Source organism: Candidatus Poriferisodalis sp., from assembly GCF_965208925.1.
Taxonomy (GTDB): domain Bacteria; phylum Actinomycetota; class Acidimicrobiia; order Acidimicrobiales; family Poriferisodalaceae; genus Poriferisodalis.
In genome coordinates this window covers 2656965-2670664 of the sequence record NZ_OZ242364.1, presented here as the reverse complement: position 1 = coordinate 2670664, position 13700 = coordinate 2656965, and the positions used below count along the sequence as shown (strand labels likewise).

The 13700-nt window shown below is 68.3% G+C and carries 12 protein-coding genes; 8 read left to right on the top strand and 4 right to left on the bottom strand.

Annotated elements, in window-relative coordinates:
• Positions 1–13: 13 nt before the first annotated feature.
• The 3 genes from ACOGI5_RS11710 (at position 14) to ACOGI5_RS11700 (ending at position 3230) form a co-directional block, all read left to right on the top strand.
• Positions 14–1144 (top strand): epoxide hydrolase family protein, encoded by a 1131-nt coding sequence (locus ACOGI5_RS11710; RefSeq protein WP_419864596.1) that lies wholly within the window; start codon positions 14–16, stop codon positions 1142–1144.
• Between the two features lie 37 nt (positions 1145–1181).
• Positions 1182–2855: a long-chain fatty acid--CoA ligase gene (locus ACOGI5_RS11705; RefSeq protein ID WP_419864595.1), complete on the top strand. Its 1674-nt coding sequence runs from the start codon at positions 1182–1184 to the stop codon at positions 2853–2855.
• A 72-nt stretch (positions 2856–2927) separates the two neighbouring features.
• Positions 2928–3230 (top strand): hypothetical protein, encoded by a 303-nt coding sequence (locus ACOGI5_RS11700; protein ID WP_323672729.1) that lies wholly within the window; start codon positions 2928–2930, stop codon positions 3228–3230.
• Positions 3231–3251: 21 nt separating this feature from the next.
• Here ACOGI5_RS11700 and ACOGI5_RS11695 read toward each other — a convergent pair whose 3' ends face one another.
• Positions 3252–3878 carry a class I SAM-dependent methyltransferase gene (locus tag ACOGI5_RS11695; RefSeq protein ID WP_419864594.1) on the bottom strand — a complete coding sequence of 209 codons (627 nt, stop codon included), beginning with the start codon at positions 3876–3878 and terminating at the stop codon, positions 3252–3254.
• Entirely contained in the window at positions 3863–4645 is a 783-nt protein-coding gene (locus tag ACOGI5_RS11690; protein WP_419864593.1) for a crotonase/enoyl-CoA hydratase family protein, read from the bottom strand. Before ACOGI5_RS11690 ends, ACOGI5_RS11695 begins: the two co-directional genes overlap by 16 nt.
• A gap of 163 nt (positions 4646–4808) precedes the next feature.
• Here ACOGI5_RS11690 and ACOGI5_RS11685 point away from each other — a divergent pair, with 163 nt between their 5' ends.
• Entirely contained in the window at positions 4809–6329 is a 1521-nt protein-coding gene (locus tag ACOGI5_RS11685) for an alpha/beta hydrolase (RefSeq protein ID WP_419864592.1), read from the top strand.
• 103 nt (positions 6330–6432) lie between these two features.
• On the opposite strand, the gene ACOGI5_RS11680 is transcribed toward ACOGI5_RS11685, so the two are convergent.
• Positions 6433–7929, bottom strand: a complete 1497-nt coding sequence (locus ACOGI5_RS11680; RefSeq protein ID WP_419864591.1) for a benzoate-CoA ligase family protein — start codon at positions 7927–7929, stop codon at positions 6433–6435.
• Between the two features lie 62 nt (positions 7930–7991).
• Here ACOGI5_RS11680 and ACOGI5_RS11675 point away from each other — a divergent pair, with 62 nt between their 5' ends.
• The 3 genes from ACOGI5_RS11675 to ACOGI5_RS11665 are packed head-to-tail and all read left to right on the top strand — an operon-like array spanning position 7992 to position 12028.
• The gene (locus ACOGI5_RS11675; protein WP_419864590.1) at positions 7992–9719 is read left to right on the top strand and encodes an enoyl-CoA hydratase-related protein; all 1728 of its coding nucleotides are present in this window, start codon (positions 7992–7994) and stop codon (positions 9717–9719) included.
• 33 nt (positions 9720–9752) lie between these two features.
• Entirely contained in the window at positions 9753–11168 is a 1416-nt protein-coding gene (gene boxB / locus ACOGI5_RS11670) for a benzoyl-CoA 2,3-epoxidase subunit BoxB (protein WP_419864589.1), read from the top strand.
• Positions 11169–11173: 5 nt separating this feature from the next.
• Positions 11174–12028 (top strand): alpha/beta fold hydrolase, encoded by an 855-nt coding sequence (locus ACOGI5_RS11665; protein WP_419864588.1) that lies wholly within the window; start codon positions 11174–11176, stop codon positions 12026–12028.
• On the opposite strand, the gene ACOGI5_RS11660 is transcribed toward ACOGI5_RS11665, so the two are convergent.
• Complete coding sequence (locus ACOGI5_RS11660; RefSeq protein ID WP_419864587.1) at positions 11983–12882, bottom strand: alpha/beta fold hydrolase; 900 nt, start codon at positions 12880–12882, stop codon at positions 11983–11985. The two genes, ACOGI5_RS11665 and ACOGI5_RS11660, sit on opposite strands and share 46 nt — an antisense overlap.
• A gap of 32 nt (positions 12883–12914) precedes the next feature.
• Here ACOGI5_RS11660 and ACOGI5_RS11655 point away from each other — a divergent pair, with 32 nt between their 5' ends.
• Positions 12915–13679: a hypothetical protein gene (locus tag ACOGI5_RS11655; RefSeq protein ID WP_419864586.1), complete on the top strand. Its 765-nt coding sequence runs from the start codon at positions 12915–12917 to the stop codon at positions 13677–13679.
• The last annotated feature ends 21 nt before the right edge of the window (positions 13680–13700 follow it).

The window sequence follows — 13700 nt, the reverse complement described above, 5'->3', positions numbered from 1 at the left end:
CTACCGTGCTCGGATGCGTATCGAACCATTCCAGATCGACGTCCCGGACGAGCAGCTCACAGATCTCCGGGACCGCCTGGCAAGAACCCGCTGGCCGGACGAAGAACCGGTCGACGACTGGTCCCAGGGCATACCCCTGGCCTATGTCCAGGAAGTGTGCGACTACTGGGCCAACACCTACGACTGGCGGGCCCGCGAAGCCGCGCTCAACCGGTTCGACCAGTACATGGCCGATGTGAACGGCATGGACGTGCACTTCGTCCACGTCCGCTCTCCCGAGCCCGAGGCCATGCCGATCGTCATCACGCACGGCTGGCCCGGCTCGGTGGTGGAATTCCACAAGGTCATCGAGCCCCTGGCCGATCCGGTCGCCCACGGCGGCAGCGCATCCGACGCCTTCCACGTGATCTGCCCGTCGCTGCCCGGGTACGGCTTCAGCGCCAAGCCGACCGAACCCGGCTGGGGCATCGAGAAGATCGCCGATTGCTGGGCAGAGCTCATGACCGGATTGGGCTACGACCGCTTCGGCGCGCAAGGCGGCGACTGGGGATCAGCGGTCACCAGCGCGCTCGGCAGCCGGCACCCCGACCGCTGCATCGGCATCCACCTGAACATGGTGATGCGCGGCAGCCGCCCCAAGGATCGCGAACCCAACGATGAGGAGATAGCGGCCCTCACAAAAGCGAAGCACTACAACGATTGGGACTCCGGCTATTCGAAGCAGCAGTCCACCCGTCCCCAGACACTGGGCTACGGATTGACCGACTCGCCCGCCGGCCAGGCAGCGTGGATACTGGAGAAGTTCTGGGCATGGACCGACTGCGACGGCCACCCGGAGAACACGCTGGGCCGCGACGAGATGCTCGACAACGTCATGCTGTACTGGCTGAACGCCAACGCAGCCTCGTCGGGCCGCCTGTACTGGGAGAGCTTCCGGCAGCTCCCTCGCATGACGGTGGACGTTCCGACCGGCGTTGCCAAGTTCCCGGCCGAGATCATCCCGCCGGTGCGCTCATGGTCGGAGCCGATCTACTCCGACATCCGCCACTGGACCGACATGCCCGCGGGCGGCCACTTCGCGGCCTTCGAGCAGCCCGAGCTGTTCGTCGACGACGTGCGCGCCTTTTTCAGCCTGTTCCGATGAGCGCGAGACCGCAGCGACTGGCGCGGATTCGCTGCAGATGACGGCAGAGCCCGTCGAGCCCATGCTGCCCGGCAACACCATGGATCGGCCGCTGCTGGTCTCGAGCCTCATCTCCTATGCGGCCCGCAGCCATGCCGGCACCGATGTGGTTTCTGTCGACTCTGCGGGCGTCACCACCCGCAGTTCCTGGGGGAAGGCGGCCGAGCGGGCCCGCTTGGTGTCCGGAGCGCTGGTCGCCGATGGCATCACGCCCGGCGACCGGGTCGCCACCATCGCATGCAACGATCACCGCCACCTGGAGGCCTACTACGGCATCACCGGCATCGGTGCTGTGCTGCACACGGTCAACCCCCGGCTCCACGACGACCAGCTGGCATTCATTCTCAACGACGCCGCCGACAGCGTGGTGCTCGTCGACCAGTCGTTCGTCGACATCGCTGCACGCCTAGCGCCGCTCACGCCGACGGTCCGCCGCTGGGTGGTGCTCGGCCGGCTCGATGCCCCTGCCGGCCTGCCCGGCGAGATCGCTTACGAAGACTGGATCGCAGCCGCACCGGGCCCCGCTGCGTGGCCCGATTTCGACGAGCGTGCGGCCGCAACCCTCTGCTACACGTCGGGCACCACCGGCAACCCCAAGGGCGTCTTGCAGAGCCACCGGTCGATCGTGCTGCAGACCTGGGCCACCTGCACCGGCGACGGCCACGACGTGCACTCAGGGCATGCCGTGCTCGGCACTGTGCCGATGTTCCACGTAAACGGCTGGGCGCTGCCGTTCGCCACCGCGATGAGCGGTGCCAAGCTCGTGCTGCCCGGTCCCGACCTGAGCCCCGAGGCCATCGTGAACCTCATCGAAGCCGAGGACATCACGTTCTCGGCCGGGGTGCCCACGATCTGGCTCGGCGTTGTGCAGTACCTGCAGGACACGGGTCGCAGCGTGCCCTCCCTGCAGAAGGTGGCCGTCGGAGGTTCGGCCGCGCCGCGGGTGCTCATCGACACGCTCGAGGACGACTACGGCGTCACGGTCAGCCACGTCTGGGGCATGACCGAGATGACCCAGGGAACATCGGGGCGCTTTACGCACCGGGTCGACCGTGCCAGCCGCGACGCCCAGCGCGACCGCCAGGCCAAGGCCGGCCGCGAGCTGTACGGCATCGAGCTGCGTGTGGTCGACGCCGACGGCAACGTCTTGCCCCGTGACGGTCGCAGCGTCGGCGAGATACAGGCGCGCGGTCCGTGGATGTGCGGCGCGTACTACCTCGGCGAACTCGCCGACCCCGACGCATTCGCCGATTCGTTTGTGGACGGAACTGACGGCGGCTGGCTGCGCACAGGCGACGTGGGCGCACTGGATGCCGAGGGCTACCTGACCCTGACCGACCGATCGAAGGATGTCATCAAGAGCGGCGGCGAGTGGATCAGCTCGATCGAGCTGGAGAACGCTGCGCTCGTTGCGCCGGATGTGACGGCGGCTGCGGTCATCGGCCTGCCGCACGAGCGCTGGGGCGAACGGCCGCTGCTCATCGTCGAACTCGCCGCTGGTGCCACCCTCGATGCCAGCGCCGTGCTGGATGCGATCAGGCCCCGGGTGGCGTCGTGGTGGCTTCCCGACGACATCGTCGTCACAGACGAGATCCCGCTGACAGGCACAGGAAAGATCGACAAGAAACTCCTGCGTACCCGCTATGCCGACCACGCCTGGCCGGGGACCTGAACCACCGACCTGCACCCGGAATCAGGCAGGTCGCCAGTAGCATGGTCCGCTGGACAGACGCGAGGTATTGACATGGCTGCCGGTCGCACAACGTTCGAGAAACTGCAGAGGGACCGGGCCAAGAAGGCGAAGGCCGAGGCCAAGCGCGCCAAGCGCATGGGCAAGATCCCCCAGAGCGGTCCGCTGGTCAACGAGACTCCTGAGCCCGAAGGCACGGGTGCCGTGCTCGACGGCAACCTCGACGAGGAACTGTCGGCGGCTGATCTGATCCGCTTGGTCGAAGAGGTGCAGACTCAATTCGACAACGACGAGATCAGCTTCGACGAGTACGAGGAGCGCAAGATCGAGCTCCTCGCCCGCCTGCCCACCGACTGAGCCACTCCGGCCGACCGAGCCTCAGCCGGAACGGCGGTGAACTGAGACCGCGTAGTCACCGCCCTCGAACGGGGCGCCTTCCCATGTGGAGTAGCGGGCGTCGAGCTCCAGCCCGTTGCGCTCCGCGAGCGCGTCGTAGACGTGCAGCTGCATGTAGCCGTCGCTGAGCTGGAAGCCCGCCACGAGCACGCCGCCCGGACGCAAGTGCGCTGCGATATTGGCCACCACCGCGGCCTCGGTGCCGCGTTCGAGGAAGATCATCACGTTGCCCGCAGCGACCGCAGCGTCGAACAGCCGCCGCTCGCCGGTGTCGCTCGATGTGCCGGCATCCCTCGATATGACGGTGCTGGCCAGATCGCCCTGGATCCACGCGAGCTCGGGCGCCTTGTCGCGCGCCAAGTCGAGCATGGCGGGGTCCAAATCGACGCCGACGAGGTGGTGGCCGCGCCGGGCCAGCTCGATGGCAACCCGGCCGGTGCCGCACCCCGCGTCGAGCACGCTGCTGCCCGGCGGCAACAGCGAATCGACCAGGTCGGCTTCGCCGTGAATCGACTCGCCGCGCGCAGCCTTGCGGGCCCAGCGGTCGTCGTAGTCGGCGCCGCGGGGTATGTCGCCTCGCTCGGCCCAGCGGCTCAGCGGTCCTCCCAATTCGGGTCACGTCGCTCGGCAAAGGCGGTCGCGCCTTCGATGGCATCGGCCGACGCGAAGACATCCTCGAGCGCCGGCTGCTGGAACGCCCAGAAGTCGTCCTCGGACACGCCCAGCACGTTGCGGATCAGCGCCTTGGAGGCGCGCACGCCTTTCGGTGCATTGCGGGCGATGCGCTCGCCGAGTTCGACGGCCACGTTCACGGCCTCGCCCTTCGGGCACACCCGGTTCACCATGCCGTGCTGGTGCGCGACCTCGGCCGTGATCGGCTCGGCAGTCAGCGCCATCTCCATGGCAAGGCTGTAGGGAAGCTGGCGTGGCAGGCGCAGCAGCGCACCGGCACCAGCGAACAGCCCGACGCCAACCTCAGGAATGCCGAGCATGGTGCCCTCTGACGCCACGATCAGATCGCACGACAACGCCACTTCCAGCCCTCCCGCCAGCGCGAAGCGCTCCACCGCGGCAATGAGCGGCTTGGCCGCGCTGCGCTCGGCGATGCCGCCGAAGCCGCGGCCGGCCGGGTTCGGCATCGCATCGATCCCGCCGCCGCTGACGAACGCCTTGAGATCCATGCCCGCGCTGAAGCCCCGTCCGGCGCCGGTGATCACCCCGACGCGTGCATCAGGGTTCGCATCGAGCTCGTCGAGTGCCTCGCCGAGCGCTTCTGAGAGCGCCATGTTGAATGCGTTCATTGCATCCGGACGGTTCAGCGTGAGGATCTGCACGTAGCCGCGCTGTTCGACCAGGACCAGGGGTTCTTCGCTCACCGGAATTCCTCTGTTTCAGGCGGGCGTGCCGGAGTGCGCCCGCGTGCGGCGCCGCTGCGCCGGTGCCGGCGGCCCCGGCAGCGGTTCAGGCGCCGACAGTAGCCTCGCAACGCGATCAGGGGACAAGCGGTCCCGGGACGCGTGGGCTCGGGCGGAGGGCGGCATGGACGAAGTGGGCGACCTGCTGACCCGGATCGAGATGGCCGAGCCTGCCGAAGTGCCCATGCTCGTGCAGCTGCTGGCCCGCACCCCGGAATTGCAGCAGGCACAAGGAGCGAACGCACTTCGGGCTGCCCGGGCGCTGAGCGTCCATGGGGGCCCGCAGTTGTTCTCCATCGCCGGTGAGCTGGCGGCCCGCGCCCACCGAGAGGGCGTGCCGGGCGCCGGCGCCGTCTTCGCCGAATGCGCCGACAAGATGAGCCTGCTGAGCGGCAGGCCCCAGCAGTTCGGGACGGTGGTCACGACGCACTTGGGCGATCTGGTGCTGGCGCCGACCGATGACAGCGTGGACGACGAGTCGCGCTCCCGGATGGGGCTGCCCACGCTGACCCAGCGGCGCACCGAGATCGATCGACGCAACCGGGAGCTCGCCCGCGAACGCGCCGCAGACGGCGGTCTGCCGCCGGGCCAGCGCATGTGCCGTGTGTGGCGTGACCCGTCTCCCGAATTCCTGAATGCACAGCTCGCCGCCCACCCCGAAGGCTGCTGGGCCGACGGCGACGAACTGACCTTCGCATGTCACAGCGACGCTGCCGGCCTGCTGCCCGGCCCGGTCATCGAGCTGCCCATGTGGCGAGTCGGCGACGGCAAGGACAGTGACGGCGACCTGTGGGCACTCAGCGTGCGCATCGAACGGCTGCCAGAAGCGGTCATCGGCTACGGCTTCTGGCCGCTTGACTCCGGCGGCGGCCTGCTGGGCGGCCAGCGGGGCCCGGTCCCGCACCGCTTCCGGGGCCCCGAAGCGCCTGCCGAGCTGCCATCCCATCCAGACGACGAACTGCGCGGCGTCACCCAGACGCACACGGTCGACAGCACCTCGCTGCGCACCAAGCGCACCGTGACCGTGTACCTGCCTCCCGAGCACGCCCCCACAGAGCGATTGCCGGTGCTGTACGCCACCGACGGCGGCATGATCGGCCCCTACATCCGCCGGCTGGACGCCGGCATCACGAACGAGACGGTTCCCCGGTTCGTGCTGGTCGCCGCCCACTCAGCGCCCATGGGCGGCTACGGGAATGAACGAGCCATGGAGTACCTGCCGGGCTTCGACAACGATCGCTTCGACCGCCACCAGCGCTTCTTCGTCGAGGAGCTGTCGGCGTGGGCCGAGCAGTCATTCGGCGTCTCCAGCGACCGAAGCCAGCGCGGCGTGTTCGGCGCGTCGGACGGCGGCGGTCACGCACTCGCGGTCGGCCACATGCACCGCGACAAGTACGGCCACGCCATGGCGTATTCGACGGGCATGCCGCCGAACGAGCAAATGAACTGGAATGCCGCCGAGGCGCCGTTCGTGCACCTGTGCGCCGGCACGCTCGAGGGCGGTTTCCACCAGGCGACCGAGGCCTGGGCGGCGTGGCTGCACTTCGCCAAGTCGCCGCACGACTGGACCGAGCGGGTCTGCGGCCACGATCTCATCCAATGGATCGAGGAACTCCCCCGCGCCGTCACACGCGCTTGGGGCTAAGCACATGACCTAGCTGCGGAGGCGGCGGGAAACTCTGCGACGTTGCGACCTGCTGGATCGCCGGTCGCAGAGGGTCCTGCCGCCTCCGCAGCGGGCGCACCGCCTAGTCGCGGAGCAGGTAACGCTTGACCTTGCCCGTGGCGGTGAGCGGCAGCTCCTCAACCACATCCACCCACCGGGGGTACTTGTACGCCGCAAGCCGCTCGCGCACGTGCGCCTGCACCCGCTCGGCCAGCGTGTCGCGCTGCGCGCCCGCCGTCGGAACCACGAACGCGTGCGGCTTGGTCAGGCCGGCCGCATCGACATCTCCGACCACAGCGGCCAGCACCACGTCATCCATTTCGAGAATGCAGCCCTCGACCTCGATCGGCGACACCCAGATGCCTCCCACCTTCAGCATGTCGTCAGAGCGCCCCTGGTACGTGTAGGTGCCGTCGGGGTTGCGCACATAGGTGTCGCCGGTGGCGAGAAAGCGTCCCTGGAGTGCCGCGCGGGTTCGCTCCGTGCGGTTCCAGTAGCCGGTCATCACCGAGCCGCCCGCGACATGCAGCGCACCCGGCTCGCCGTCGGCCACCTCATTGCCGTGCTCATCGCGCAGCGACACCTCGTAGCCGTCGAGCGGCGTTCCGGTGGTGCCCGGCACCGAGGCGCCCCGCCGGTTGGAGATGGCGATGTGGGCCAGTTCGGTGGTGCCGATGCCGTCGAGAATCTCCACGCCGAAGCGCTCGGCGAAGCGCCGGTGAATCTCCGGAGGCAGCGGCTCGCCGCCAGAGATGCCTTGCCGCACCGACGAGAACGTGTCCTCCGGCAGGTCTGCGGCCAGCAGCTGCGCGTAGTTCGTGGGCACGCTGAAGAACAGCGTGGGCCGGTGGACGCGGACGTGGTCGGCGACGGCCGCGGGTTCGGGCCGGTCGGGGTTCAGCACTGCTGTCGCGCCCGTGCCGGAAGCGAAATAGCCGGAATTGCCCAGCCCGTAGGCGAAGAACAGCTTGGGCACCGAGTAGATGACATCGTCGGGCCCCATGTCCAAGACGCCACGGGCGTAGCTGTCGGTGCAGACCGACATGTCGATGTGGCGGTGCATGGCGCCCTTGGGCTGCCCGGTCGTGCCCGAGGTGTAGAGCCAAAACGCAACATCGTCGTCGGTTGCCGGGAAGGGCTCAGGGGCCAGGCTGGGATCGCCCAGCGCGCCCGTGTCGGCGTCGCCGAGCGTCCAGCGCAGGAACGGCTGACTGTCGGCTGCGGGCACCACTTCGGGAGCGAACGGCGGCGAATACACCAGCCCGACAGCACGGCTGTCCCGCAGCAGGAAGTCGTAGTCGTGCTGGCGGACCATGGTGGAGACCGGCACCGGCACAGCGCCGATCCACATGGCACCCCAGAACCACCACAAGAACGCAGGCGTGTCGGCCGCGCACATCATCACCCGCTGCTCAGGCTGCACGCCGCGCTCCGCCAGCGCTGCCGCCGCTGCCCGGGCGCCCGCGACCATCTCGGCTCTGCTGGTGTGCCGCCCGCTTGCAGCGTCGATGATTGCCGTGGCGGAAGGCGCGGCCTCCGCGGGTTCGATGACAAATCGATGCACGGCGTTCGCACTCACGCTGCCCTCCCCGTCCGGTCGGCACCTGTTGGGACACGCGGGTGTCGAAGCGAACACTAACGATGCACACTCATCGTGTGAACACCGCAGAGACCCGGCCGGCAGGCGCCGGGGTGTATCTCGACTTCTTCGGCGACCTTCGGCCGTGGCGGCACTGGGCGCTGCACGTTGACGGCGCCGTCGCCACGCTGTCGATGCAGGTGCAGCCGGACGGCGGCATCTTCGACGGTGCCGAGCTGAAGCTCAACAGCTACGACATGGGTGTCGAGCTGGAGTTTGCCGACGCCGTCCGCCGCATCCGATTCGAGCATCCCGGGGTGGGCTGCGTGGTGATCAGCAGCGGCTATGAGAACGTGTTCTGCGCGGGAGCCAATATCCGGGCGCTGGCTGCGGCGACTCACGCCCACAAGGTGAACCTGTGCAAGTTCACCAACGAGACCCGGCTGGAGCTCGAAGAGGCCTCCGCCCACAGCGGCATCCGATTTCTCGCCGCCGTGGGCGGCGCGTGCTCAGGAGGCGGGTACGAGCTGGCCCTCGCGACCGACCACATCCTGCTGGTGGATGACCGGAACACGGCAGTGTCTCTTCCCGAGGTGCCCTTGCTGGGCGTCCTGCCGGGAACCGGCGGGCTGACCAGGCTGACCGACAAGCGCCACGTCCGCCGCGACCGCGCAGACGTCTTCGCCACCCGAGCCGAAGGGCTGCGAGGCGAGGTGGCACTGGAATGGGGCCTGGTGGACGAGTTGGCACCGCGCACGTCCTTTGCCGACGCGGTCGGCGCTCGGGCGGTTGCATTGGCCGAGCACAGCCGAGCCTCGGGGCGTTTCGCCGGCGACGAGGCGGTCGTGCTGGAGCCGCTGGGACTCGCCCCCACTCCTGACGGCAGCGTCGTCGGCGAATTCGTTGCCATGGCGCCGGATCGCGACCGGGCCTGCGCCGAGGTGCTGATCAGCGCCAGCGCCGAACCCCGCTGGCCGCTGCGAGCGGCGCGAGAACTCGATGCACTGCTGTGCCACCTGCGCTTCAACGAGCCCGAGCTGGGCACGATCGTGCTGCTGGCAGAGGGCAGCCACGCAGATGTCACCGTCCACGACCGGGCGCTGTGCAAGCCCGCCAGCCATGCCGAGCAGGAAACAGCGCTGCTGTGGCGCCGCACCCTGTCCCGGCTTGACCTCACGGCACGCACGCTCATCGCGGCCGTCGAGCCCGGCTCATGCTTCGCCGGCGTGCTCGCCGAGGTGGCGCTGGCCGCCGACCGCACCTACCTCCTCGACGGCGAGTTCGTGGACGACCGTCCCGACGACGCTGTGGGCATGGCCGTGCGAGCCCTGCGGGGACCCCAGGCGGCAGAGGCGGGCCCGCCGGTGCTGGCGATGACCCAGGTCAGCCTGGGCTCGATGCCCATGGCGAACGGCCTCACCCGGTTGCAGTCTCGTCTCTGGGGAGACGACAAAGCCATCGCCGCAGCCAGCGGCACGGTCGGCTCTGCCCTTGACGCTCAAGCTGCGACCGAGGCGGGGCTGGTGACCGCAGCCCCGGATGATCTCGACTGGGACGACGATCTGCGCCTCGCAGTCGAGGAACGTGCCGCCTTCTCGCCCGATGCGCTCACCGCCATGGAAGCCAACCATCGCTTCTGCGGCCCCGAGACCATGGCGACGAAGATCTTCGGCCGGTTGTCGGCCTGGCAGAACTGGATCTTCATCCGGCCGAATGCGACAGGCCCTGACGGCGCGCTGACCCGTTACGGCACGGGAACTCGCCCGAGCTACGCCACAGGCCGTGTGTAAGGTCAATCCCCGCGGTGACGAGGGGCAACGCCCGTGAGCAAGATCGACTACAGCGAGCGCATCCCCAACAACGTCGGGCTCTCCGAGGACCGCCGGCTGCAGCGGGCGCTGGAAGGCTGGCAGCCCAAGTTCGCTCGCTGGTGGGATGAGCTGGGCCCCGCCGGCTTCTCGGGAAACGACGTCTATCTGCGCACCGCCACCGACACCAGCGCCGAGGGCTGGGCTCACTTCGACTACGTCAAGATGCCCGACTACCGCTGGGGCATCTTCCTGTCGGCTCCCAAGCCCGACCGTCGCATCGGATTCGGCGAGTCAGCGGGCGAACCCGTGTGGCAGGAAGTGCCCGGTGAGTTCCGCAGCGACCTGCGCCGGCTGATCGTGGTCCAGGGCGACACCGAACCGGCCTCGGTCGAGCAGCAACGCCACCTCGGCCACACAGCGCCGTCGCTGTACGACCTGCGCAACCTCTTCCAGATCAACGTCGAGGAGGGCCGCCACCTGTGGGCCATGGTGTACCTGCTCCACGCGCATTTCGGCCGCGACGGCCGGGAGGAGGCCGAGGCACTGCTCGAGCGGCACTCGGGCGATCCCGACAATCCGCGCATCCTGAATGCCTTCAATGAGAAGACCTCCGACTGGCTCTCGTTCCTCGCCTTCACCTACTTCACCGACCGTGACGGCAAGTACCAGCTCGGGGCGCTGGCCGAGTCGGCGTTCGATCCGCTCAGCCGCACCTGCGAGTTCATGCTGCGCGAGGAGGCGCACCACATGTTCGTGGGCGCCACCGGCATGGGGCGCGTTGCCCAGCGCACCTGCGAGGTGATGGTGGAGCACGACACCGACGATGTCCGTCCCTTCGGCGTCGTCGACTTGCCGACGCTGCAGAAGTACATCAACTTCCACTACGCAGTCTCGCTCGACCTGTTCGGCGCCGAGGCTTCGACCAACGGAGCGAACTTCTACACCGCCGGCCTCAAGGGCCGTTTTGATGAGTCGGCCTACGACGACGATCATGTGCTCACATCCACGACGTTCGCCTGCACCGAGGTTGTCGACGGCGCCCTGGCAACCGTGGAGCGGCCATCGCTGCAGGTGGTGAACCTGCAGCTGCGCGACTCGTACTCCGACGACTGCGCGAAGGGGCTGCGGCGCTGGAACCGACTGATCGCCGAGGCCGGTGTCGATTTCGAGCTGACGCTGCCGCATCCGGGCTTCAACCGCGCCGTGGGCGTGTTCGCCCCGCACGACATCACGCCCGACGGCAGGGTCGTCAGCAGGGCCGAATGGGAGGCGTCGTCCGGCGACTGGCTGCCCACCGACGACGATCGCGACTACGTCAACTCGCTCATGTCGCCGGTGTACGAGCCAGGACGCATGGCCGGCTGGATCGCTCCCCCGGCCCGCGGCATCAACACCAGGCCGGTCGAATACGACTACGTGCGCCTGTAGTCGCCATGGGCGCTGCATCCGGCGACATCGACCCAGGCGCCATCCTCCCGGGCGCAATGGACTCCGCCGAGACAGTCACGCTGGGCGGCCGCCTGCAGGTCGACACGGTCGGCATCGCCTACCGCCGCTTCTCTCCCCGAAACGCCAGCGGCGCCAACCTTCCCGTGATCGTGATGCTGCACGAGGGTCTCGGCAGCATCACCCAGTGGCGAGACCTGCCTGATGTGCTAGCGCGCCGTTGCCGGCTCGAGGTCATCGCCTACGACCGCGGCGGCTACGGCCGCTCCGACCCTGAGCCCGAGGTCTACGGCGACGGGTTCATGGAACGCGAGGCCACCGAGGTGCTGCCTGCGGTGCTCGACCAACTCGGCATCCGCCGCCCCATCCTCATCGGGCACAGCGATGGGGCATCCATCTCCCTGATCGCAGCAGGGCTTGGGTCGGTGATGCCGCTCGGCGTGGCCGTGATTGCGCCGCACTCCTTCATCGAAGACATCTGCATCGACGGCATACGCGGCATCGACGGCCAGCGCGAGCAGGTGATCTCGGGACTGGCCCGCCACCACGACCATCCGCGTCTCGCCTTCGAACGCTGGCGAGATGTCTGGCTGACCCCGCGATTTCGCCACTGGGACATACGACCGCTGCTCGAACGCATCGCCTGCCCGGTCCTGGTGCTGCAGGGTGAGGGCGACCAGTACGGCACCGAAGCGCAGGTGTCAACGATCGTCCAGTCGGCCCCTGACGCGGTCGGCCACCTGCTTGCCGACTGCGGCCATGTCGCTCACCGCGACCAGCCCGAGCGCATCGCCGACTATCTGGCCGACTTCGTCTCGGAATGTGCGACCGCCGGATCCTGACCGAGCACTGTCGCCAGTGCGTCTGACGCGATCACGTCGGGTGCCTCGAACGGTCCGAAGTGCCCCAGGCCGTGGTAGGCGATGAGTCGCGAGTTGCCCAATGCCTCATGCGCGGGCACACCGATGTCCTCAAAGGTCATCTCGAGCCCCTTGCCGATGACCACCGGCGTCTGACTGCCCTCAAGACGAGCCGTCGTGGAGACCCACTCGCCGTCATAGGTTGCTGCCTCGTCCGCGGCGCGGCAGCGCAGCCGCACAGAGCCGTCGGGCAGATCCTCGAACCCGTGGGCGACGTAGCTCGCCAGCGCATCGGCGCGCACACCGCTGAACGGCGGCCGCGACGCGAAGCGCTCGAAAGCCTCGCCACGCGAGACGAACTCCTCTCGGCGCTTCGTCGTGAGAGCGATCAGCGGGTTCTCGCCCGGACCGAATTGATCTTCGATGCGCCACACGACCGGCTCGTAGCCGTACATGCGCCGGATGGTGCCGGGCCGCTGCGCATCGGCCAGCAGCAGCGTCGCCGCGCCGATGGAATGCCCGACGCAGTCCAGCTCGCCGTGGGCGATGCCCAGATGGTCGACGATGCCCAGCAGATCATTGGCCAGCGTCGTCCAGAGGAAGTCCCGATCAGCGGGCGGCGGACTCCAGCCGTGCGCACGGAGGTCAGGCGCCCAGACGGTGAAGTGCTCCGTCAGGCGATCTGTGAATGGTCCATAAGCACGGCCGTTGAAGCCGGTGGCATGCACGAAGAGCAGCGGCGGCCCGTCGCCGCCCAGTCGATGCAGCGCAAGCTCCACGCCCTCGGCCACTTCGACCATCTCCGGCGCCGGCGCGTCGGTGTCGGGACCACTCATGTCAGCTGGGTCCGTGTGCTAGCCATGCGCGCATGAGTACTACAGACCACGTGGCAGGTGCTGAAACAGACGCCGACCGCCCGCATGATCTTGAGTTCTTCTGGGATCCGGTGTGCCCATTCGCCTGGATCACGTCGCGCTGGGTCGAAAAGGTGGTTGCGCAGACCGGTTACTCGGTCGACTGGCGCTTCATCTCGCTGCGCATCCTGAACAAGCACCGCGACTACGACACTGAGTTTCCCGTCGGGTACGAGCAAGGCCATACCGCGGGGCTGCGGATGCTGCGCGTCGCTGCGAAGGTCCGAGCCGAGCTGGGCCGCGACGTCATGGGCCCGCTGTACGACGCCATGGGCCAGCACTACTGGGAGATGCCCAAGGGCTCGGGTCTGCGGGACCGCATCGGCACCGCAGAGCACACCGCCGAAGCGTTGGCCACTGCAGGCTTGCCCACGGAGTACGCGCTGGCAGTCGACGACGAGACGTGGGATGCCGAGATCTCCGACGAGACCGAGCTGGCCCTGAGCCGCACCGGGCGTGACGTCGGCACGCCGATCATCACCGTGGAGCCACCTGATGGCCTGTCGTTCTTCGGCCCCGTCATCTCGCGAGTCCCCACGGACGAACAGGCCGTGCCGCTGTGGAACGCGGTCATCGAGCTGGCGCGCTTTCCTGGATTCGCAGAGCTGAAGCGCTCGATGCGCGAGGCACCGCAGCTGAATGTGCTTGGCACGATCACCGACAACCCAGAGATGGAAGATTGGGAAGCAGGCTCCCGCAAAGCCCACAAGCCCAGCTGAATCCCCGACGGTTCAGCTATC

Excerpts from the sequence above, each read along its gene's own strand:
- ACOGI5_RS11710 (WP_419864596.1), top strand. The coding sequence starts at position 14 with ATGCGTATCGAACCATTCCAGATCGACGTCCCGGACGAGCAGCTCACA.
- ACOGI5_RS11705 (WP_419864595.1), top strand. The coding sequence starts at position 1,182 with ATGACGGCAGAGCCCGTCGAGCCCATGCTGCCCGGCAACACCATGGAT.
- ACOGI5_RS11700 (WP_323672729.1), top strand. The coding sequence starts at position 2,928 with ATGGCTGCCGGTCGCACAACGTTCGAGAAACTGCAGAGGGACCGGGCC.
- ACOGI5_RS11685 (WP_419864592.1), top strand. The coding sequence starts at position 4,809 with ATGGACGAAGTGGGCGACCTGCTGACCCGGATCGAGATGGCCGAGCCT.
- ACOGI5_RS11675 (WP_419864590.1), top strand. The coding sequence starts at position 7,992 with ATGCACACTCATCGTGTGAACACCGCAGAGACCCGGCCGGCAGGCGCC.
- ACOGI5_RS11665 (WP_419864588.1), top strand. The coding sequence starts at position 11,174 with ATGGGCGCTGCATCCGGCGACATCGACCCAGGCGCCATCCTCCCGGGC.
- ACOGI5_RS11660 (WP_419864587.1), bottom strand. The coding sequence starts at position 12,882 with ATGAGTGGTCCCGACACCGACGCGCCGGCGCCGGAGATGGTCGAAGTG.
- ACOGI5_RS11655 (WP_419864586.1), top strand. The coding sequence starts at position 12,915 with ATGAGTACTACAGACCACGTGGCAGGTGCTGAAACAGACGCCGACCGC.